The sequence below is a fragment of the Tistlia consotensis USBA 355 genome (genome assembly GCF_900177295.1).
Classification (GTDB): Bacteria; Pseudomonadota; Alphaproteobacteria; order Kiloniellales; family DSM-21159; genus Tistlia; species Tistlia consotensis.
In genome coordinates this window covers 21,375-41,830 of the sequence record NZ_FWZX01000021.1, presented here as the reverse complement: position 1 = coordinate 41,830, position 20,456 = coordinate 21,375, and the positions used below count along the sequence as shown (strand labels likewise).

At 71.8% G+C, this 20,456-nt stretch carries 17 protein-coding genes; 6 read left to right on the top strand and 11 right to left on the bottom strand.

Going from position 1 to position 20,456, the window contains the following annotated elements:
• The first annotated feature begins 59 nt into the window (after positions 1-59).
• The gene (locus B9O00_RS21385; RefSeq protein WP_200808620.1) at positions 60-695 is read left to right on the top strand and encodes a TetR/AcrR family transcriptional regulator; all 636 of its coding nucleotides are present in this window, start codon (positions 60-62) and stop codon (positions 693-695) included.
• Positions 696-916: 221 nt separating this feature from the next.
• On the opposite strand, the gene B9O00_RS21380 is transcribed toward B9O00_RS21385, so the two are convergent.
• Positions 917-1,744, bottom strand: a complete 828-nt coding sequence (locus B9O00_RS21380; RefSeq protein ID WP_085124769.1) for a 2-keto-4-pentenoate hydratase — start codon at positions 1,742-1,744, stop codon at positions 917-919.
• A gap of 183 nt (positions 1,745-1,927) precedes the next feature.
• On the opposite strand from B9O00_RS21380, the gene B9O00_RS21375 reads away from it, so the two are divergent.
• The 4 genes from B9O00_RS21375 to B9O00_RS21360 all read left to right on the top strand — a co-directional run bounded on the left by B9O00_RS21375 (position 1,928) and on the right by B9O00_RS21360 (position 7,749).
• A complete protein-coding gene (locus B9O00_RS21375) occupies positions 1,928-3,442 on the top strand; it encodes an NAD-dependent succinate-semialdehyde dehydrogenase (protein WP_085124768.1) in 1,515 nt (504 codons plus the stop codon).
• Positions 3,443-3,615: 173 nt separating this feature from the next.
• Positions 3,616-4,848: a M24 family metallopeptidase gene (locus B9O00_RS21370; RefSeq protein WP_085124843.1), complete on the top strand. Its 1,233-nt coding sequence runs from the start codon at positions 3,616-3,618 to the stop codon at positions 4,846-4,848.
• Positions 4,849-5,026: 178 nt separating this feature from the next.
• Entirely contained in the window at positions 5,027-6,406 is a 1,380-nt protein-coding gene (locus B9O00_RS21365; protein ID WP_085124767.1) for an aspartate aminotransferase family protein, read from the top strand.
• 209 nt (positions 6,407-6,615) lie between these two features.
• Entirely contained in the window at positions 6,616-7,749 is a 1,134-nt protein-coding gene (locus B9O00_RS21360) for an endonuclease/exonuclease/phosphatase family protein (protein ID WP_085124766.1), read from the top strand.
• A gap of 37 nt (positions 7,750-7,786) precedes the next feature.
• Here B9O00_RS21360 and B9O00_RS21355 read toward each other — a convergent pair whose 3' ends face one another.
• The 10 genes from B9O00_RS21355 to B9O00_RS21310 form a co-directional block, all read right to left on the bottom strand.
• A complete protein-coding gene (locus tag B9O00_RS21355; protein WP_235017172.1) occupies positions 7,787-8,368 on the bottom strand; it encodes a biotin transporter BioY in 582 nt (193 codons plus the stop codon).
• Positions 8,369-8,519: 151 nt separating this feature from the next.
• Positions 8,520-9,491: a 5-oxoprolinase subunit C family protein gene (locus tag B9O00_RS21350; RefSeq protein ID WP_085124764.1), complete on the bottom strand. Its 972-nt coding sequence runs from the start codon at positions 9,489-9,491 to the stop codon at positions 8,520-8,522.
• Positions 9,481-10,359, bottom strand: coding sequence for a 5-oxoprolinase subunit B family protein (locus tag B9O00_RS21345; RefSeq protein ID WP_085124763.1), 879 nt, complete (start codon positions 10,357-10,359; stop codon positions 9,481-9,483). Before B9O00_RS21345 ends, B9O00_RS21350 begins: the two co-directional genes overlap by 11 nt.
• Positions 10,359-11,744 carry an acetyl-CoA carboxylase biotin carboxylase subunit gene (locus B9O00_RS21340; protein WP_085124762.1) on the bottom strand — a complete coding sequence of 462 codons (1,386 nt, stop codon included), beginning with the start codon at positions 11,742-11,744 and terminating at the stop codon, positions 10,359-10,361. The genes B9O00_RS21345 and B9O00_RS21340 overlap by 1 nt, the downstream gene beginning before the upstream one ends.
• Positions 11,745-11,752: 8 nt before the next feature.
• The gene (locus B9O00_RS21335) at positions 11,753-11,992 is read right to left on the bottom strand and encodes an acetyl-CoA carboxylase (RefSeq protein WP_085124761.1); all 240 of its coding nucleotides are present in this window, start codon (positions 11,990-11,992) and stop codon (positions 11,753-11,755) included.
• Between the two features lie 61 nt (positions 11,993-12,053).
• Positions 12,054-12,785: a LamB/YcsF family protein gene (locus B9O00_RS21330; protein WP_085124760.1), complete on the bottom strand. Its 732-nt coding sequence runs from the start codon at positions 12,783-12,785 to the stop codon at positions 12,054-12,056.
• An 80-nt stretch (positions 12,786-12,865) separates the two neighbouring features.
• Positions 12,866-13,891, bottom strand: coding sequence for an ABC transporter permease (locus B9O00_RS21325; RefSeq protein ID WP_200808618.1), 1,026 nt, complete (start codon positions 13,889-13,891; stop codon positions 12,866-12,868).
• Positions 13,892-15,448: a sugar ABC transporter ATP-binding protein gene (locus B9O00_RS21320; protein ID WP_085124759.1), complete on the bottom strand. Its 1,557-nt coding sequence runs from the start codon at positions 15,446-15,448 to the stop codon at positions 13,892-13,894.
• Between the two features lie 29 nt (positions 15,449-15,477).
• Positions 15,478-16,575 (bottom strand): TMAO reductase system periplasmic protein TorT, encoded by a 1,098-nt coding sequence (gene torT, locus B9O00_RS21315; RefSeq protein WP_085124758.1) that lies wholly within the window; start codon positions 16,573-16,575, stop codon positions 15,478-15,480.
• A 505-nt stretch (positions 16,576-17,080) separates the two neighbouring features.
• The gene (locus B9O00_RS21310; protein ID WP_085124757.1) at positions 17,081-19,417 is read right to left on the bottom strand and encodes a molybdopterin-containing oxidoreductase family protein; all 2,337 of its coding nucleotides are present in this window, start codon (positions 19,415-19,417) and stop codon (positions 17,081-17,083) included.
• 107 nt (positions 19,418-19,524) lie between these two features.
• Between B9O00_RS21310 and B9O00_RS21305 the strand changes: the two genes are divergently transcribed.
• Positions 19,525-20,445: a LysR family transcriptional regulator gene (locus B9O00_RS21305; RefSeq protein WP_085124756.1), complete on the top strand. Its 921-nt coding sequence runs from the start codon at positions 19,525-19,527 to the stop codon at positions 20,443-20,445.
• Positions 20,446-20,456: the final 11 nt, after the last annotated feature.

Sequence of the window (20,456 nt, the reverse complement as noted above, 5' to 3'; positions counted from 1 at the left end):
GCGGGCGGGAGCCGGCCGCGAGATTTATGAGTTCATCCTCACGTTGACGGTATATGAGCATGGCCTCACAAAAAGCAAGCGGCAGTGACGAGAAGGAGGAGCGGCCGGTCAGGACGCCGCAGCGCCGGCGCGGCCGCGAGCGGGTCGCCGCCCTGGTCGAGGCCGCGGTCGCGGTCTTCGCCGAGCAGGGCTACGAGGCCGCGACCATGACGGAGATCGCGGCCCGCGCCGGCGCCTCGATCGGCTCGCTCTACCAGTTCTTCCCGACCAAGGAGCAGCTCGCCGCCGAGCTCCACGCCCGCCAGCTCGCCGGCCTGGCCGAGATGCTCGATGCCCTGGCCGCCGAGGCGCGCGGCCGGCCGCTGGAGGCCGCCGTCGACCGGCTCTTCGCCCGCCTCGTCACCTTCCTCGAGGCCCATCCCGCCTTCGTCGTGCTGAGCGAGCGGCGCAACATCGACCCTCAGGCCAAGAAGCGCGCCCGCGCCCGCCTGCGCGGCGGCATCGAGGCGCTGCTCGCCGGCACCGTGCCGCCGGTCCCGGCCGCCCGCCGCCCGGCGCTGGCCGCGCTCACCCTGCACATGATCCGCGTCGCCGCCCTGCTGGAGGCCGACGACGACACCAGCCTGCGCGGGCCCGCGGTGGCGGAGCTGAAGGCGATGCTGCGCGCGCACCTGGTGGCGGCGGGGGACGGGTAGGTATTCGCCAGCCTTTCCATTGCTCGTCATCCCGGAAGCCGCTTTGCCCGAAAGCTCTGCTTTCGTTGGCAAAGCGAGCTATCCGGGATCCAGGGGCCAGGGGCCGGAACCTCCGTGCCCCTGGCCCCTGGATCCCGGGTCGCAAGGCTCGCACACCGAAAGCCTCGCGGCTTTCGGGCTCGCCTAACGCCCGGGATGACGGGGGGAAGGAGGCAATCCCCTCACACGAAGGCGATCTCGATTCCCCCCAGCGCCACGCCGGTGAGCCGCGTCCGCCAGCGCTCGCCGGGCACGACCGGGAAGGCGCGGGTCAGGGTGCCGGTGGTGACCAGCTCGCCGGCGGCGAGCGGCGGGTTGACCGGATCCTCGGCGAGCAGGCCGACCAGGTGCTTCAGTGCCGAGAGCGGGCCGTCGAGCACGTTGGCCGCGCGGCCGCGGTCGATCAGCTCCCCGTCGCGCCGCAGCTCGATCTCGAAGGCGGAGAGGCTGGCCAGCCAGTCGCCCTGCCCCGGCTCGATCCGGCTGCGCGGCCCGACCAGCAGGGCGCCGTGCAGGCCGAAGGCGGCGACCGTGTCGGCGGCTTCGAAGATCCATCCGGGGAAGACCGACTGGACGATCTCGAAGCCGTGGGCGACCCAGTCCAGGCAGCCGAGCAGCGCCGCCTCGTCCATGCCCGGCTCGGGCGCATGGCCGAGGCCGAAGACGATCTCCGGCTCCAGCCGCGGCTCCGCGAAGCCGGCCAGCGCGAAGCCCGCGCAGGCCTCCGCCACCGCGTGCAGCGTCGTGTCGTAGACCGGCGCCCAGATCGGCGCGTGGACGCCGTACTCGTCCCAGATCGTCCGGTTGGTGAAGCCGATCTTGCGCCCGACCGGCCGCTCGCCGCGCGCCTCGCGCAACCGCCGGATCCGGTCCGTGACGCGGTAGGCCTCGGCGAGACCGAAGCCCGGCAGGCGCCGGGTCACCGGCACGATCTGGCGGCCGGTGCCGAGGATCGCGAGCAGCGCTTCGGCGACCTCGTCCGTGCGCGCCTCGCCTTCGATGGTCGTCATCCCGCTTCCTTTCGCCTGAGCCCGAGTCGCCGAGCCCCGCCACTATCCCGCCAGAAAATCCCACCGGCAACCGGCGCTTCCGCAGCGGTTCCTTCGGCGCCGGCCGGGGTCTTCAGCGGCACTTTCGGCGGGTCATGCCCTAGCCTCGGTGCAGCTTTCCACCCGTGAAGACGAGGCAGAGTCATGGCCCCAAGCGCGACCGCGTCCCTCCGCTCCGTCCCCGCCCCGGCGCGCGCCGGCGGCCAGCCGGACCTCGCGGACCGCCGGCTGTTCCGCGAGCTGTCCTACATCGGCGGCCGCTGGACCGCCGCCGGGGACGCCGGCACCCTGGAGGTGCTGGACCCGGCCGACGGCTGCCTGGTCGGGCGCGTGCCGACCCTGGGCGCAAAGGCAGCGACCGCGGCCGTGGCGGCGGCGCAGGCGGCCTTCCCGGCCTGGCGCAAACGCCTGGCCAGGGAGCGCGCCGAGCTGCTGCGCGCCTGGCACGCGCTGATCGTCGCGAACCGGCGCGACCTCGCCCTGCTGATGGTCGCCGAGCAGGGCAAGCCGCTCGCCGAGGCCGAGGGCGAGATCGACTACGCCGCCGGCTTCCTCGCCTGGTATGCCGAGGAGGCGGTCCGGGTCTCGGCCGAGAGCCTGCCGAGCCACCTGCCCGGCGCCGAGACCGCGGTGCGGCGCGAGCCGATCGGCGTCGCCGCCCTGGTCACGCCCTGGAACTTCCCGACCGCGATGATCACCCGCAAGGCCGCGGCGGCGCTCGCCGCCGGCTGCAGCGTCGTCGTCCACCCCTCGTCGGAGACGCCCTTCTCGGCCCTCGCCCTGGCGGAGCTGGCCGACCGCGCCGGGCTGCCGGCCGGCGTCTTCAACGTCGTGACCGGCAGGGCCGCCGAGATCGTGCCGGCCTGGTGCGCCGACACGCGGGTCCGCGCCCTCTCCTTCAACGGCTCGACCGAGATCGGCCGCCTGCTGGCCGAGCAGTGCGCGCCGACGGTCAAGCAGCTGATCCTGGAGCTCGGCGGTCACGCCCCCTTCGTCGTCTTCGCCGACGCCGACCTGGAGCGCGCCGTCGAGTCCTGCCTCTCGGCCAAGTTCGCGACCAGCGGCCAGGACTGCCTGGCGGCCAACCGGATCTATGTCGAGCGGCCGGTCTACCAGGCCTTCCTCGCCCGCTTCCTCGAGCGCGTTCGGGACCTCAAGGTCGGTCCGGGCCTGGAGCCCGGCGTCGAGATCGGCCCGCTGATCCACGAGCGCGCGCTCGCCAAGATGGCCGAACAGGTCGAGGACGCGACGGCGCGCGGCGCCAGGCTGCTGCTCGGCGGCGCGCGCCACGCGCTGGGCGGCTGCTTCTTCGAGCCGACGGTGCTGGCGGACGTGCCCGACGCGGCGCTGGTCTTCAACGAGGAGACCTTCGGCCCGATCGCCGCCCTCGCCCCCTTCGACAGCGAGGCGGAGGTCCTCGCCAAGGCCAACGCCACCGAGTACGGCCTGATCGCCTACCTGCACAGCGGCGACCGCGCGCGCATCGCCCGCGTCGTCGAGGCCCTGGAGTACGGCATGGTCGCGGTCAACCGCACCAAGGTGACCGGCGCCCCGGTGCCCTTCGGCGGCGTCAAGCAGTCGGGTCTGGCCCGCGAGGGCGGCCGCGCCGGCCTCGAGGCCTTCACCGAGCTGAAGTACGTCTGCTCGGAGGTGGCTTAGAAGCCGGTCCTCTTCTGCTCCGCCGCTCCCTCCTCGTCATCCCCGCGCAGGCGGGGATCCATGGGGAGGCACCGCAGGCGCCTACGGAACGGGCAGAGGCCGGAGCCGAGAGTCCCTATGGATCCCCGCCTTCGCGGGGATGACGAGCGAGAGAGGGAATAGAGAAGGTGCAGATGCCCAACCCGCAGGCCGCTCCCGCGGCGCCCTTCTCCGAGGCCGAGCTGGCGCGCCGCCTGGCGGCCGTGCGCGCCGAGATGGCGGCGCGCGGCCTCGACCTCTGCCTGCTCTCGACGCCGGAGAACATCTACTACCTCTCGGGCCTCGACCACTGGGGCTACTTCGCGCCGCACCTGCTGATCGTCCCGGCCGAGGGCGCCATGACCCTGGTGACCCGCGCCATGGAGCGGGTGACCGTCGCCAACCAGGTGCGCAACGCTGCCTTCGCCGGCCACGGCGACAGCGAGACCGCCGCCGACGTCACCCTGCGCCTGCTCGCCGACCGCGGCACGGCCCGGACGCGCGGCGAGACGGCCAGCAGCGCGGCCGTCGCCGCCGTCGATGCGGCCGTCTCGGGCAGGGCGCGGATCGGCCTGGAGCTCTGGTCGAGCGGCCTGCCGGCCGGCCTCGCCCAGGGCCTGATGCAGGGCCTGCCGGAGGCCGAGTGGCTCGACGTCGGCGGCCTGGTCGACCGGCTGCGCTGGGTCAAGAGCGCCGAGGAGCAGGCGCTGCTGCGCCGCGCCGCCGCCCTGTCGGACGTCGCCGCCGGCGCCGCCATCGAGGCCCTGGCCGACGGCGCGCCGGAAGCCGAGGTCGCCGCCGCCTCGGTCGCGGCGATGATCCGGGCCGGCGGCCAGCTGCCCGGCTTCGGCCCCTTCATCCGGCCGCAGTCCCGGCTCGGCGAGGAGCACACGACCTGGGGCGCGGGCCGCTACCGCAAGGGCGAGGCGGTGTTCCTGGAGCTGTCGGGCTGCTTCGCCCGCTACCACGCGCCGCTCGGCCGCCTGGTCTGGCTGGGCGCGGCCCCCGACGAGTCGCTGGCCATGGCCGAGACCTGCACGGCGGCTTTCGACGCCGTGCTCGGCGCGCTGAAGCCCGGCGCGAAGGCCAGGGAGGTCTATGCCGCCTGGCAGGCCGTGGTCGACGCGGCCGGCCTCGCCCACTACCGCCGCCACCACTGCGGCTACCTGGTCGGCATCGGCTTCCCGCCGTCCTGGACCGGCGGCAACTCGGTGACCGGCCTGCGCCACGATTCCGACCTGGAGATCCGGGCCGGCATGTCCTTCCACATCCTGTCCTGGCTGATGGGCACCGGGCAGGGCGACCACTTCGTCTCGAACTGCGTGCTGCTGACCGAGGAGGGACCGGAGGTCCTGACCCTGACACAGCCGCCGCCGATCGTCAGATGACGAGGGCGGCTTCCGGCAGCCCCGGTGCCGATCATCCGCTAGCCGTTCCAGCTCCCACGCCCCTCGACAGGCTCGGGACGAAGCAGAGGTAGGAGCCAGCACCAACGGTCGCTTCGTCCCGAGCCTGTCGAGGGGCGTGGGAGCGCCGACCAGAACGCAAAGAAACGGGAGACCAGCCATGCTGCAGAACCGCGACACCCTCGACGCCTGGGACCGCGACCACTTCTTCCACCCCTCGACCGCGATGGGCGCCCACGCCCGCGGCGAGTCGCCGAACCGGATCGTCACCGGCGGCGAGGGCGTCTACATCGTCGACCGCGACGGCAGGCGCAGCCTCGACGCCTTCGCCGGGCTCTACTGCGTCAACGTCGGCTACGGCCGGCAGGAGATCGCCGAGGCGATCGCCGAGCAGGCCAGGGAGCTGGCCTACTACCACGCCTACGCCGGCCACGGCAGCGAGGCCTCGATCACCCTGGCCCGGATGATCATCGAGCGCGCGCCGGCCCCCATGAGCCACGTCTACTTCGGCCTGTCGGGCTCGGACGCCAACGAGACCAACATCAAGCTGGTCTGGTACGCCAACAACATCCTCGGCCGGCCCGAGAAGAAGAAGATCATCTCGCGCTGGCGCGGCTACCACGGCTCCGGCGTGATGACCGGCAGCCTCACCGGCCTCGAGCTGTTCCACAAGGCCTTCGACCTGCCGCGCGCGCCGATCCTGCACACCGAGGCGCCCTACTGGTTCCGCCGCGACGACGCGAGCCTGGACGAGGAGGCCTTCGCGAGCCGCTGCGCCGAGCGCCTGGAGGCGCTGATCGAGGCCGAGGGCGCCGACACCATCGCCGCCTTCATCGGCGAGCCGATCCTCGGCACCGGCGGCATCGTGCCGCCGCCGCGGACCTACTGGCAGAAGATCCAGGCGGTGCTGAAGAAGCACGACGTCTGGCTGATCGCCGACGAGGTGGTGACCGGCTTCGGCCGCCTGGGCACGATGTTCGGCAGCCAGCACTACGGCCTCGAGCCGGACCTGATGACCATCGCCAAGGGCCTGACCAGCGCCTATGCGCCGCTGTCCGGCACGATCGTCAGCGAGAAGCTCTGGAAGGTGCTGGAGCAGGGCTCCGACCAGCTGGGCCCGATCGGCCACGGCTGGACCTATTCGGCCCACCCGCTCTGCGCCGCCGCCGGCGTCGCCAACCTGCAGCTGATCGACAGGCTCGGCCTGGTCGAGAATGCCGCCACGGTCGGCGCCTACTTCCGCAAGGCCCTCTCGGATGCCCTCTCCGGCCACCCGATCGTCGGCGAGGTGCGCGGCGACGGCCTGCTCGCCGCCGTCGAGTTCGTCCGGGAGAAGGCGCCGCGGACCTTCTTCGATCCGGCCCTCAAGGTCGGCCCGAAGGTCGCCGCCGCGACGCTCGCGCGCGGCGTCATCGCCCGCGCCATGCCGCAGGGCGACATCCTGGGCTTCGCACCGCCGCTCTGCCTGACCCGGGCCGAGGCCGACAGCATCGTCGAGGCGACCAGGGGCGCCGTCGAGGAGGTCGCCCGGGGCCTCTAGCGCCCAAGCCTTTCCTCCCCCTCGCCGGGCCGGCGGCCGCCTGCCGCCGAGCCCGGCCTTTCTTTGCCCGGCCCGCACCCTGCGGCCCAACCGCCGAGCCGCAAGACTCTTCGAGGATTTTCCCCTATAACGGGAAAAAGCCCGTCGGGTTGACCGCGGCGCCGCTCCGGAAGCTGCCGACCCTCGGGGACCGTACCGGGAGAGGCGGGATGCCCTACTACTACCACCTGAAGCACCGCATCCGGGAGGCGGCCGAACGCGCCCGCGTGATCGGCCACCTGGAGGCGCTGATCAAGCAGCTCGACCGGGACGTGCCGGCCAAGGACGCCGACCGGAACCTGCTGCTCGCCTCCTGGAACCTCCGCGACTTCGGCAAGCCGGGCAACCGCCGCGGCTTCGGCAAGCGCGCGCCCGAATCGCACTTCTACATCGCCGAGGTCCTGTCGCGCTTCGACCTGATCGCCGTCCAGGAGGTCAACGAGCTGGACGAGTGGGAACAGGTCATGGCCATCCTCGGCCCCGACTGGGACTACATCGCCACCGACGTGACCGACACGCGCCTGGGCGGCAACGGCGAGCGCCTGACCTTCTGCTTCGACAAGCGCAAGCTGTGGTTCAAGAACATCGCCGGCGAGATCGTGCTGCCAACCAGCATGCTGATCAGCCGCGCGCTGGTCGACACCGAGGAAGGCAAGAAGCTCTACGCCGGCAAGCAGTTCCGCCGGACGCCCTTCGTCACCAGCTTCCAGGCCGGCTGGTTCCGCTTCGACATCTGCACGGTCCACCTCTACTACGGCGCCGAGAGCGGGCCGCTGCTGCAGGAGCGCGTCCAGGAGATCGGCACGATCGCGCGCTACCTCAGCGAGCGCGCCGACCGGGAGATGAAGCACGACAGGGCGCTGATCCTGCTCGGCGACTTCAACGTCGTCAGCCCGGAGCACGAGACCATGGCGGCGCTGCTCGCCAACGGCTTCCAGGTGCCGAAGACGCTGGCCGACCCGACCAACTTCTCCGGCAACAAGTACTACGACCAGATCGCGTTCAAGACGCAGCCGGCCGTGCTCGAATACATCGACCGGGTCGCCGACGACGGCAGCAGGCGCAACTCCGGCGTGCTCGACGTCTTCGAAAACCTCTACACGAAGGCTCAGTGGCGAGAGTACGTCGACCAGATGAGAAAGTCGCCGAACGGCGCCGACAAGTCGGAGAACGAGCTGGAGACCTACTATCGCAGCTGGCTGACCTACCAGCTGTCCGACCACAAGCCGCTGTGGGTCCGCATCAGCACCAACAGCAGCGCCGACTATCTGAAGCGCCTGCGGGAGGGAGCGGCGGCGTCCTAGCGCAAGGCCGGAGGCCGCCCCTCTCGCGATCCGACGCTCAGCGTCGGGCCAGCAGCTTCCAGGCGGCCGGCAGCAGCGCCGCGGCCAGGGCGATCTTCAGGGCTTCGCCGGCGAGGAAGGGCAGCAGGCCGGCGGCGATCGCCTTGTCGAGTCCGATCAGACTCGACAGCCAGGCGAGGCCGCAGGCGAAGATCAGGACGTCGCCGAGGATCATCGCCAGCGCGCTGCTGGCCAGGCTGCGGCTCCAGCCGCGCTCGACCAGCGAGCCGACTGCGGCGGCCGCGACCAGGAAGCCGGCGAGATAGCCGCCGGTCGGCCCGGCCAGGTAGGCCGGCCCGCCACCGCCGGCGAAGACCGGCAGCCCGAGGGCGCCCTCGGCCAGGTAGAGCAGCACCGTCGCGACGGCGAGGCGGCCGCCGAGCGCAGCCCCCAGCAGCAGCACGACGCCGGTCTGCAGGGTCATCGGCACCGGCCAGAAGGGCACCTGCACCCGGGCCGAGATCGCCAGCAGCGCGCTGCCGAGCACCGCCAGCAGGGCCGCCCGCAGAAGGCGGTTGCCGCGGGTCGCCGGCCACAGCGCGCCGGCCAGGGTCGGGTGGGTGATCGCGGTATCGCTCACGTTTCGTGTCTCCTCGCTGACGTCCCGGAGAGACCGGGTCGCTCCATGGTTCGACAGGCTCACCATGAAGCGACGGGGGCGTTGCCGCCCCCATCCAACTGCGCTTCACCCTGAGCCTGTCGAAGGGCGGAGCGCAAACGGGCCCTGGCCCCTAGGCCAGCGCCTCGCGCATCCTGTCGAGCATCCTCTGGCGGTCGTGGCGGGCGGCCAGGGCCTCATCCATGTCGACCTTGACGAAGCGGGTCGGGGTGTGCGGCTGCATCTGGCCGATCAGGTCCATGTCGGCCGAGATCACCGTGCCGAGCATGAAGTAGCCGCCGCCCGAGACCGCGTCGCGATGAAGCACGATCGGCTCCGTGCCGCCCGGCACCTGGACCGAGCCGTAGGGATAGCAGGCGTCGGTGATGTTCGAGGGGTCGGAGCCGGCGCCGAACGGCGGCTCCCGCGGCACGAACTCCAGAGCCTTGCCAGAGCGGAAGCGGTAGCCCATGCGGTCGCACTCCGGCGCCACCTTCCAGGTGTCGTCGAAGAAGGACTTCTGCGAGGCCTCGACGATGCGGTGCCAGTAGAGCCCGGGCAGGACGCGCAGCTCGACCGGGCTGCCGCTGCCGCGGCGCAGGGCCTCGGGCAGGCTCTTCCCGGCCCTGGCCGGCGCCGCCTTGCCGAGCGGCAGCAGGTCGCCGGGCTGGATCGCGCGGCCCTCGAAGCCGCCGAGCGCGCCGATCGCGTAGGTCGAGCGGCTGCCCAGCGCCATCGGCACGTCGATGCCGCCGGAGATCGCGATATAGGCGCGGGCCCCGGCCCTCAGGAAGTCGAAGGACAGCACCTGCCCGGCCTTGACCGGGAAGGCCGTCCAGGTCGCCTGCTCGTCGCCGTCGACCTTCGGCGTCATCTCGGCGCCGGTGACCGCGACCAGGGCGTCCTCGGTGAACTCCAGCTCGGGGCCGATGAAGACCGCCTCCAGGGCCGCCGCGCCCTCGTCGTTACCGACCAGGCGGTTGGCGGCGCGCAGCGCGAAGCGGTCCATCGCGCCGGAGATCGGGATGCCGAGGTGGTAGTAGCCCGGCCGGCCGAGGTCCTGGATGGTGGTGGCGAGCCCGCCGGCGATGACCTTAGTTGGCATGGAGCGCCTCCTCCAGCTTCCGGTTGTAGCCGTCGATGTCGGCATTGAAGGCGTCCAGGGCGAAGGTCACCTCCTTGATGCGCGGCACGTAGCGGTCGGCGGCGACCTCCTCGACCGCCGCGGAATAGGCGTCGGCGTCGATCGGCTGGAACTTCACGATGTCGCCCGGCTTGAAGAAGACCATGAAGTCGCTGAGGTAGTTCAGCTGCTGCTGCGGATCGAAGATCGGCATCGGCGTGATGCCGAACATCTGGTAGCCGCCGGCGCCGCGCACCGAGTAGATGCAGGAGAAGCAGCCGCCGTAGCCGACCGTCAGCTTGGGCGTGTCGGTGCGCGGCCGCAGGTACTTCGGCACCTGGATCTGCCGCTCGCGCTCGACCATCTGGTAGAGGAACGGCAGCCCGGCGACGAAGCCGACCATCGAGACGAACCAGGGCGAGCCCGAGTGCGCGGCGATGAAGTCGGCGACCGAGCCGTAGCCGTTGATCCGGGCGGCGTACTCGAGGTCCGTCCCGTTCGGGTCCTGGTGCCGCTCGCGGAAGCGCATCAGCGTCTCGTGGGTCCAGGGATCCTGGTAGTAGACCGGCACCTCGATGATCCGGGTCTGCAGCCTGGGCTCGGCCTTCTCGGCAGCGGCCTCGAGCTTCTTCAGCTCGGCGAGCATGTCGTCCGGCTTGATCACGTCCGGATCGAACTTGATCTGGAACGAGGCGTTGGCCGGGCAGATCTCGGTGACGCCCTTGATCTGCGAGTCGCGCACCGCGTTGGTGATCGCCAGGCTCTTGAAGAAGGCCTCCAGCGACATCTCCTCGTCGACCTCGACGAAGACGTGCTCGTCCCCGCCGAAGGCGTAGCGTGCTTCCTTCATCAGCCGGCACCCTCCTCTGTTGTCTTCAGCTTCGCCGCGTTGTGCTCGAGCCAGCCCTCGAGCCAGCGCGTGTGGAACCGCGCGGCCTTGACCTCCTCGTCCGCGGCCAGCGCGCTGTGCAGCGGCGCGGTCGTCTTGACGCCCTCGACCCGGAGCTCGGCCAGCGCCCGGCCCAGGCGCGCCAGCGCCCGCGGCCGGTCCTCGGCCCAGACGATCAGCTTGCCGAGCAGCGAGTCGTAGAAGGGCGGGATCGCGTAGCCCGGATAGAGCAGGCTGTCGAAGCGCACGCCCGGACCGCCGGGGATGCGCAGGTCCGAGACCAGGCCCGGAAAGGGCATGAAGTCGCTCGCCGGGTCCTCGGCATTGATCCTGACCTCGATGGCGTGGCCGGCCAGCGCGATCTGCTCCTGGCTCGCCGACAGCGGCGCGCCGCCGGCGATGCGCAGCATCTCGGCGATCAGGTCCAGGCCGGTGACGAACTCGGTGACCGGGTGCTCGACCTGGATGCGGGTGTTCATCTCGATGAAGTAGAACTCGCCCGACTCGTCGTCGTAGAGGAACTCGACGGTGCCGGCGCCGCGGTAGTTCACCGCCTCGGCCAGGCGCACGGCCGCGGCGCAGAGCCGCTCGCGCACCCCCGGCGCGAGGCTGACCGAGGGCGCCTCCTCCCAGACCTTCTGGCGGCGGCGCTGCAGCGAGCACTCGCGCTCGAAGCAGTGCACGACCCGCTCGCCGTCGCCGAGCACCTGAACCTCGACGTGGCGGGCCCGGTGGATCACCTTCTCGACGTAGAGGCCGCCGTCGCCGAAGGCGGCCTTGGCCTCGGCGCCGGCCTGGTGGAACAGCCGCTCGAACTCGTGGTGGTCGTGGGCGATGCGGATGCCGCGGCCGCCGCCGCCGGCCGCCGCCTTGATCAGCACCGGATAGCCGGTCTGCTCCAGCACCTCCCGCGCCGCCTCGACGCTGTCCAGGCGGCCCTGGCTGCCCGGCACCGTCGGCACGCCGGCCCGGGCTGCCGCCTCGCGGGCCGCGACCTTGTCGCCCATCATGCGGATCGTCTCCGCCGTCGGCCCGACGAAGGTCAGGCCGGCCTGCTCGATCGCCGCCGCGAATGCCGGGTTCTCGGCCAGGAAGCCGTAGCCCGGGTGGATCGCGTCGGCTCCCGAGGCCTCGGCCGCCGAGAGGATCGCGCCGATGTCGAGATAGGACTTCGAGGCCGGCGGCGGGCCGATCTCGACGGCCGCGTCGGCCAGCTGCACCGCCAGCGAGTCGGCGTCGGCCGCGCTGTGCGCCTGCACGGTGCGGATGCCGAGCTCGCGCGCCGCCCGGATGATCCGGACGGCGATCTCGCCGCGGTTGGCGATCAACAGGGTCCGCAGGGCCATGGGGCGCGTCAGCCTTCCAGGTCGGCCAGCGGCTGGCCGGCCTGCACCGGGCCCTCGTTCTCGACCAGGAAGGCGGCGATCTTGCCGTCGGCGGTCGACTTCACCTCGTGGAACGACTTCATGACCTCGACCAGGCCGATCACCTCGCCCTTGGCGACGGCATCGCCGGCCTCCTTGTAGGGCGGCTGGTCCGGCGCCGGGCGCCGGTAGAAGGTGCCGGGAAGCGGCGAGAGGATCTGCTTGGCCATCGTTGCCTCTTGTTGCTGCTGGTTCGGGAAGGCCCCCGGAGGGCGGGAGGAGGTCCGGCGGTCAGGCGGCGGCGAGGAAGGGCTTCACCGTCTCGCGCACCAGGGTCGCGACCTCGACGGCGTTCGGCGTGTCGGAGTGGACGCAGATCGAGTCGTTGCCGACCCTGACGGTCTTGCCGCCGACCGAGAGGGTCGTGCCCTCCTTGATCGCGGTCAGGCTGCGCTCGGCGGCGCGCTTGGGGTCGACCGCCTCGTGCTCGCGGGTGATCAGGAGGCCGCCGTCGTCGGCGTACTCCAGGTCGGCGTAGTACTCGCCGACGAACTCGTGGCCACGCGCCTTGTAGACCTCCTCGTGGAGGCAGTCGACCATGCCGTAGAGCGGCACGCGGAAGATGTCGGCGACGTCGGCGACCGCCTGGGCGATCGGCTCCTGGCGCGCCGCCATGCCGTAGAGCGCGCCGTGCGGCTTGATGTGGTTGAGGGTCATGCCCTCGGCCTCGAGGAAGCCCTTGAGCGCGCCGACCTGGTAGATCAGGCAGTTGGCCAGCTCCTCGCGGCCGATCTTCATCTCGCGCCGGCCGAAGCCCTGCAGGTCGGGCAGCGAGGGGTGGGCGCCGACCCGGACGCCGAACTTCTTGGCCAGCTGGACGGTCTTGCGCATGTGGTTGAAGTCGGAGGCGTGGAAGCCGCAGGCGACGTTGGCGGCCGTGATCAGCGGCATCAAGGCCTCGTCGTCGCCCATGCGGTAGAGCCCGAAGCTCTCGCCCATGTCGCAGTTGATCATCGTCGGCATCTCTCGTTCCTCCTTGACCGGGCCTTCATGCTGCCGGCCACCCGCACGGGGCGCCGCCGGAGAGGCCCTCGTTGCTTCGGTCAGTCCTTAAGGTCGGCGATGTAGCGCAGGCGCAGCTGGTCGGCGACGACCGCCAGGATCAGCAGCACGCCGAGCACCACGGTCTGCAGGTAGGACTCGATGCGCGCCAGGTTCATGCCGTTCTGCACCAGGTTGATGAAGAGGGCACCGAGCACGACGTTCTCGACCCGGCCGACGCCGCCGCGCAGCGACACCCCGGCGATGACGCAGGCGGCGATCGATTCCAGCGGCATCGAGGCGCCGATGTTGGCCTCGCCGGTATCCAGGCGCGCGGTCAGCAGCATGCCGCCGAGCGCGGTCAGCAGGGCGCAGATCACGTAGGTCGCGAACAGCACCGTGCGGGTGCCGATGCCGCTGAGCCGCGCCGCCTTGATGTTGCCACCGACGGCGTAGAAGTAGCGGCCGAGCGGCGTCCAGTTGACCAGCAGGTAGACGACCACGATCAGCAGCGCGGCGACGTAGACCGGCACGTCGATGCCGAACCAGGCGCCGAAGCCGAAGACGTCGCCGAACTCCTGGGGCATGCCGTAGACCGGCACGCCGCCGGTCAGGAACAGCGCGATGCCGAAGCCGATCGAGGCCATGCCCAGGGTCATGATGAAGGGCGAGACGTTGAAGATCGCGACGCCGACGCCGTTGAACAGGCCGATCGCCGTGCCGGCGAGGATGCCGGCCAGGCAGCCGATCGCGATCGCCAGCCCCGGCGCGTCGGGCATCGCCCCGAAGGCAGCCGCCATGGCCAGGGCGCCGACCACCGAGGTCAGGGCCAGGATCGTGCCGACCGAGAGGTCGAAGCCGCCGGTCAGCAGGGCGAACATCTGGCCCAGGGAAACGATCGTCAGGTAGACCGACTGGCGCGCCACGTTGGCGAGGTTGCGCCCGGTCAGGAAGTTGTCCGACATCAGGGTGAAGACGATCACCGCGACGATCAGCAGGAACGGCAGCACGCCGAGCCGCACGAACAGCCGCTTCAGCCAGAGCGAGGGCGCGGCGGCGCCGGGGGTCGGTTGCTCGAGCATGGCCATCTAGGCGGCGTCCCTTTCGAAGAAGTGGCTGAGGACCTTCTCCTCGGTGATCTCGTCGCCGGCCAGTTCGGCCTGGACCCGGCCACGATAGAAGACGTAGGCGCGGTTCGACAGGTTCAGCACCTCCGGCAGGTCCGAGGAGATCAGCAGGATCCCGGCGCCGGCCTCGCAGAGGTCGCGGATGAACTCGTAGATCGCGACGCGCGTGCCGACGTCGACGCCGACGGTCGGCTCGTCGAAGGCGAAGACCTGGACCGGCCGGGTCCGGCTCTTGGCCAGCAGCACCTTCTGCTGGTTGCCGCCCGAGAAGGCCTCGACCGCCCGCTCGATGCGCGGCGGCTGCAGGTTGAGCTGCTCGGCGAGCCGGCGCACCCGGTCGGTCTCGCCGCGCCGGTCGAGCAGCGCGCCGTTGCCGAAGGGCGCCAGGGTCAGCGACGGCAGGCTGACGTTCTCGCGCACCGGGCGCATCATCATCAGGCCCTCGTCGCGCCGGTCCGGCGGCACGTAGAAGAAGCCGCGCTTGAGCATGCGCTTCGGGCCCTGGCCGGTAACCTCCTCGCCCTTCAGTCGGACATGGCCCTCGGCGATCTTCTCCAGGCCGAAGCAGGCGCGCGCGACCTCCGACTTGCCGGAGCCGACCAGGCCGGCGAGGCCGACGATCTCGCCGGCGCAGACCGACAGCGAGGCCTCGACGACGCTGCCGCTCGCCGTGGTCAGGCGCTCGACCGAGAGCAGCTCGCGGCCCGGCTTGAAGCGCACCTTGGGGAACAGCTCGTCGTAGACCCGGCCGGTCATCAGGCGCACCAGCTCGCCCTCGGGCGTCGTCTGGGCATCGACCGTGGCGACGTAGCGGCCGTCGCGCAGCACGGTGATGCGGTCACCGATGCGGCGGATCTCGCTGAGGCGGTGGGTGATGTAGATGACCCCGACGCCCTGGGCCTTGACCTGCTCGATCAGCTTGAACAGCTGCGCCGTCTCGCGCTCGGTCAGCGAGGCGGTCGGCTCGTCGAGGATCAGCACCGAGAGCTCGGAGCGGAAGGCCTTGGCGATCTCGACCATCTGCTGCTCGGCGCGCGTCAGGTGCAGCACCCGGTCGCGCGGCCTGAGGGGGAAGCCGAGGCGCTTCAGGATGGCGTCGGCCCGGTCGTGCAGCGCCCGGCGGTCGAGCAGGCCGAGCCGCGTGCTCTCGGCGCCGAGGAAGAGGTTCTCCTCGACGGTCATCTGCGGCACCAGGGAGAACTCCTGGAACACCGCCGAGATGCCGAGCCCGCGGGCGTGATGGACGGAGTTGAGCTCGACCGGCTCGCCGCGGAAGCGGAACTCGCCCTCGCTGGGTCTGAGCGCCCCGGCGATCATCGAGATCATGGTCGACTTGCCGGCGCCGTTCTCGCCGAACAGCACGTGGACCTCGCCGGGCCTGAGCTGGAAGTCGACCTTGTCGAGCGCCAGCACGCCGGGAAAGCGCCGGCTGACGCCGCGCAGCTCCAGCAGCGGGGCGGCCGGCAGCGGGGCGGCCCGATCGCTCGGGCCGCCGTCGCTCTCAGGATGGTGCGTCATGGCACCCGGTCCCGTCAGAAGCGGACCGTCTACTCGCCGACGCTGAAGACCGGCGTGAAGCCGTCCGGCGCCAGGGCCGCCGCGCGATCGAAGGAATTGATGTTGTCCTTGCTGATCACGTAGAGCTTCGGGCCGGCGTGCTTGATGTAGTCCTTGCCCTCGAGGATGCGCACCGCCTGGTCGACCGCGATGCGCCCCTGGATCACCGTCGAGTCGGTCGGGGCGGCGAGGATCTGGCCGCGCCGGATGCCCTGATAGACGCCCGGGGTGAAGTAGTAGGACACGACCTTGACCTGGTCGCTGAGCCCGCGCGAGCGCAGCACCGGCACCGCGGCCTCGGCGGTCACCGCCGTGCCGACGATGTAGTCGAGATCGGGATGGGCCTGCAGGGTGTCCTCGACCAGCTTGGACTGCACCTCCTTGCCGGTGTCGCCGTACTTGGTCTCGACGACCTGGACGGCGCTGTCCTTGACCGCGTCCATGAAGCCCTTGTTGCCGGCCTCGACCCAGCCGGCACCGGCCGGCCCGGGGAACCAGGCGACCTTGACGGCCTTGCTGCCCTTCGGGTGCAGCTTGGCGACGTACTCGCCGGCCTTGGCGCCCATCTCGCCGAACGAGACCAGCGACTTGGCCGAGATCTCCTTGGAGGAGATGCCGTTGATCACGTCGATCACCGGGATCCCCTTGCCGTGGATCTCGTGCACCAAGTTGTTCAGGCCGTCGTAGGAGATCGCGCCGATGATCACCGCCTGGGCGCCATTGGCGACGCAGTCCTCGATCTGCGAGATCTGCTTGTTGAGCTCGGTGTAGCCGCCGGCCTCGACCAGATGCATCTTGACGCCGAGCGCCTTGGCCTCGTCGGCGATGCCGTAGTCGACGGCCAGCCAGTAGGCGTCCTTCATGTGCGGGAAGGACACGCAGAGCTGCCACGGCTTGTCGGCCTTCTTGAGCGGCACGTAGTCGACCGTCGTGCGCGGGCTCGACATGTCGAAGGGCGGATTCCAGGACTCCACCGTGTAGGGGTACCAGTCGGCGGCCAGAGCGGCCCCGCCGAAGCCGGCGCCGGCGGCCAGAAGGGTCGCCAGGGCGAGCCCACGACTCCCCGTCCTTCCGAAAGAAGCTGTCATCTCTTGTCTCCCTGTTCGCCGGCCGCCGGCGCCGTGCCGACGGCTCCCTGAAGCCCCGCAGCGCCGTTCTTGCTTCTCGCTGCCTGGGGTTCATCGTTGCGGTTGCGAAGGGTATTGTGAAATAGGAAATCGTGGAGACTGATATTAGGAAAACTGATATTGCGCAGGGGTTGCAGCCGGTCGGGGGCGCATCGCTACCGCCTTTCGGGGGCGGGCGGGTTGGCCCGTCGCTCGATCGCGTCCGCCACCCTTCCCCACGGCGTCATCCTCGCCCCCTTTCGTCATCCTCGCCCCCTTTCGTCATCCTCGCCCCCTTTCGTCATCCTCGCGAAAGCGAGGATCCAGAGGAAGGCGTCGCTCGCACGAACTTCGCCGGTCCGCACTGGCCTCCACGTCTTCTGGATCCTCGCTTCCGCGAGGATGGCGACAGAAAGGGATGGGGATGACGCGCGAAGAGGCCGCTGACGACGAGACGGAGAACGCGGATAGTCCCGCCGTCTCCGCCCTACTCCGCCGCGGCGATGCGGCAGGACTGGCTGCGCAGGTTGGGGGCGCCGGAGATCGGGTCGGCCGGCGGGTCGGCGAGCAGGGCGTTGTAGCTGACCGTGCCCTCGCCGAACGCCGGATGGCGCTCGGGCTCGGCCGCGCGGCCGGTCAGCCACCAGCCGAACTGGGCGACGACGAGGTCGGGCCGCAGCTGCGGGTTGAAGGCGGCGCGCACCCGGATGCGCCCGGCCGCGGTCTCGAGCCACAGCCAGCCGTCCCGGGCGATGCCGTGGGCCGCGGCGGTCGCCGGGTTGAGCTCGGCGCGCGGCTCGGGCAGCACGCGGCGCAGGCTCGGCAGGTTGCGGTGCTGGCTGTGGCAGAACTGCGTGACCTTGGCGCAGGACAGGGTCAGCGGCCAGTCGCCGCGCGCCGCGCTGCCGCCCCGTGCCGGCGCGGCGCGCGACGGCCGGAAGGCCGGCACGGGGTCGTAGCCGTGGCGCAGGAACAGCTCGGAATAGACCTCGACCCGGCCGGTCTCGGTGGCGAAGCCGCGACGGCCCTCGCCGGCCGGCTCGGCGTACTTGCGGAAGCGCTGCTCGAGCGGCACCGGCAGGCCTTCCGGTCGCGCCCGCAGCTCCTCCGGGGTCAGGCCGAGGGCCGACAGGCGATGGCGCAGCCCCTCTTCCGGATCACCGCCGAAGAAGCTGTTGGCGAGGCCGAGGCGCGTCGCCAGCTCGAAGACGATGGCGGTGTCGGAGCGCGCCTCGCCCGGCGGCGCCGCCACCGGCCGGCGCAGCTGGACCCGCTCGCAGCCCTCGACCAGCCGGCCGAAGCCGAGGCGCAGCGCCTCGTGCTCCCAGGGCGAGGAGACCGGCAGCACCAGGTCGGCGAGCGCGGCGGTCGGCGTCATGAAGAGCTCGGCCTGGACGTGGAACTCGAGCGCCTGCAGCGCGCGCGAGAGGCGCGCCGGGTCGGGCTGCGAGAGCAGCAGGTTCGAGCCGAAGGCGACCAGGGCACGCGGCCTGTAGGGCGCGCCCGTCTCGACCGCCCGGCAGAAGTCGGCGCCGGTCACCCAGCCGCCGGCGGCCGGGCCGAGCGGCCGCTCGGCGAGGCCGAGGGTCCGGGCCCGCTGCTCCGGGGTCACGAGCTCCCGGCCCGCCACGGCCGGCGCCGGCACCGCGGGCAGCTGCAGGTTGCCGCCCGGCGCGTCGTAGCTGCCGAGCAGGGCGTAGAGCAGCGCCAGGGCGCGGTCGGTCTGGGTCGCGTTGTCGTGCTGGCCGAGCCCGGTCCAGGCGTAGTAGCCGGCCGGCCGCGAGTCCCAGAGCAGGCTCGCCGCCGCCTCGATCTGCTCCGCCGGCACGCCGGTCGCCGCGGCGGTGCGCTCGGGCGTCCAGCCGGCGCAGAGCCGGCGGTAGTGGTCGAAGGCCGGGCGGCAGGCCTCACCGTCGACCTCGTAGCTGCCGTCGAGCGCCGGGGCGACGCCGCGCTCCGAGGGCAGCCGGCCGTCGAGCGCCACGGCCTGCCCCGACGCCTCGTCCCAGCAGAGGTAGTGCGCGCCGCGCCGCAGGAAGCGGCCGTCGGCCTCGCGCACCAGGAAGGGGCCGTTGCTCCAGTCGGCCAGGAAGTCCCGGTCGAAGCGGCCGGTCTCGAGCAGCCGGTTGGCGAGGCCGAGCGCGAGCGCGCCGTCGGTGCCGGGCCGCGGCGCCAGCCAGAGGTCGGCCTTGACCGCCGGGCCGGCGCGCCGCGGGTCGACGACGATCACCCGGGCGCCGCGCGCCCGCGCCTCGGCCAGGCGCTGGCCGTGGGCCAGCCAGGCCGTGCTCGGGTTGTGCCCCCACAGCAGCAGGCAGCCGGCCCGCTCGAAGTCGGGCACGCCGACGCCCTCGCCGAAGGTGAAGGCCGTCGCGTGGTCCTTGTGCCAGTTGCAGAGCTCGGTGGCGTAGAGCGTGTTGCTGGCGCCGAAGGCGCGGACCAGCCGCTCGACCCAGTCGATGTGGTCGGACATCGCCGTGCCGCTCGGCGTGGTGATCGCGAAGGTGACGGCCTGCGGGCCCGACTCGGCGGCGATCGCCGCCAGGCGCCCGGCGATCTCGTCGAGCGCCTCGTCCCAGCCGATCTCCCGCCAGCCGGGGTCGGCGGCGCCCTTGGGCGCAGTCCGGCGCAGCGGCCGGGTCAGGCGCTCGGGATGGTGGACCAGCTCCGGCGCGGCGCGGCCCTTGGCGCAGAGGTGGGCGCCGGTCGGGTGGCCGGGATCGGGCTCGACCGCGACCAGCCGCCCCTCCTCGACGACATTGATGCAGCCGCAGCGCGAGCGGCAGAGCGCGCAGAAGCCGTGATGCCGTTCCGCCTTGCCCAACGCGCCCTCCTGTCCCGCCCCGCGGCCAGCCGTCCCTGGCCGGATGCGGGGCAGTCTAGGCAGGAAGCCGTCCCGGAACCAGTGACCAGCCGACCCGGAGCCCCGCCATGGCCTTCTCGCTGAAGCAGATCCGCTACTTCGTCGCCGCCGCCGACACCGGCCAGGTGTCCCAGGCCGCGGTCGACCTCAACGTCTCGCAGTCGGCGGTGACGGCGGCGATCAAGCAGCTCGAGGCGGACCTCCAGACCCGCCTGTTCGACCGGCACTCGAACGGCGTCACGCTCAGCTACCAGGGGCACCGCTTCCTGCAGCACGCCCGCAACATCCTCTCGGCGGTGGACGAGGCGGCGCGCGCCTCCCAGGACGCGCGCAGCGACGTCGCCGGCAGCCTCCTGCTCGGCGTCACCTACACCGTCGCCGGCTACTTCCTGCCCTCGCCGCTCAACCGCTTCCAGCGCAGCTTCCCGGGCGTCGAGGTGGCGCTGCGCGAAGCCCCGCGCAGCGAGATCGAGCAGGCGCTGATCGCCGGCGACCTGGACCTGGCGGTGGTCCTGACCTCGAACCTGGAGAACGTCGAGCACCTGGTCTCCGAGACGCTGATCCGCTCGCGCCGGCACCTCTGGCTGCCGCTCGACCACCCGCTGCTGCATGCCGAGCGCATCACGCTGAAGGAGGTCGCCGCCGAGCCCTACATCATGCTGACGGTCGACGAGGCGGCGCACACCGCCCAGCGCTACTGGGAGCTGACGCCGCACCGGCCGCGCGTCACCTTCCGGACCTCCTCGGTCGAGGCGGTGCGCTCGATGGTCGCCGGCGGCATGGGGGTCACGGTGCTGTCGGACATGGTCTATCGGCCCTGGTCCCTGGAGGGGCAGCGCATCGAGACGCGCGGCCTGGAGGACCACGTCCCCTCGATGGACGTCGGCATCGCCTGGCGCCGCGGCGCCAGGCTGCCGCCGGCGGCCCGCGCCTTCCTCGACTACATGAGCCGGACCTTCAACGGCGCCGGCTCGCGGGTCGGCGACTGACCCGGCCGCGC

Coding starts and splice junctions, on each gene's coding strand:
- B9O00_RS21385 (WP_200808620.1), top strand. CDS start 60: ATGGCCTCACAAAAAGCAAGCGGCAGTGACGAGAAGGAGGAGCGGCCG.
- B9O00_RS21380 (WP_085124769.1), bottom strand. CDS start 1,744: ATGACGACCATCGAAGGCGAGGCGCGCACGGACGAGGTCGCCGAAGCG.
- B9O00_RS21375 (WP_085124768.1), top strand. CDS start 1,928: ATGGCCCCAAGCGCGACCGCGTCCCTCCGCTCCGTCCCCGCCCCGGCG.
- B9O00_RS21370 (WP_085124843.1), top strand. CDS start 3,616: ATGCCCAACCCGCAGGCCGCTCCCGCGGCGCCCTTCTCCGAGGCCGAG.
- B9O00_RS21365 (WP_085124767.1), top strand. CDS start 5,027: ATGCTGCAGAACCGCGACACCCTCGACGCCTGGGACCGCGACCACTTC.
- B9O00_RS21360 (WP_085124766.1), top strand. CDS start 6,616: ATGCCCTACTACTACCACCTGAAGCACCGCATCCGGGAGGCGGCCGAA.
- B9O00_RS21350 (WP_085124764.1), bottom strand. CDS start 9,491: ATGCCAACTAAGGTCATCGCCGGCGGGCTCGCCACCACCATCCAGGAC.
- B9O00_RS21345 (WP_085124763.1), bottom strand. CDS start 10,359: ATGAAGGAAGCACGCTACGCCTTCGGCGGGGACGAGCACGTCTTCGTC.
- B9O00_RS21340 (WP_085124762.1), bottom strand. CDS start 11,744: ATGGCCCTGCGGACCCTGTTGATCGCCAACCGCGGCGAGATCGCCGTC.
- B9O00_RS21335 (WP_085124761.1), bottom strand. CDS start 11,992: ATGGCCAAGCAGATCCTCTCGCCGCTTCCCGGCACCTTCTACCGGCGC.
- B9O00_RS21330 (WP_085124760.1), bottom strand. CDS start 12,785: ATGCCGACGATGATCAACTGCGACATGGGCGAGAGCTTCGGGCTCTAC.
- B9O00_RS21325 (WP_200808618.1), bottom strand. CDS start 13,891: ATGGCCATGCTCGAGCAACCGACCCCCGGCGCCGCCGCGCCCTCGCTC.
- B9O00_RS21320 (WP_085124759.1), bottom strand. CDS start 15,448: ATGACGCACCATCCTGAGAGCGACGGCGGCCCGAGCGATCGGGCCGCC.
- torT (WP_085124758.1), bottom strand. CDS start 16,575: ATGACAGCTTCTTTCGGAAGGACGGGGAGTCGTGGGCTCGCCCTGGCG.
- B9O00_RS21305 (WP_085124756.1), top strand. CDS start 19,525: ATGGCCTTCTCGCTGAAGCAGATCCGCTACTTCGTCGCCGCCGCCGAC.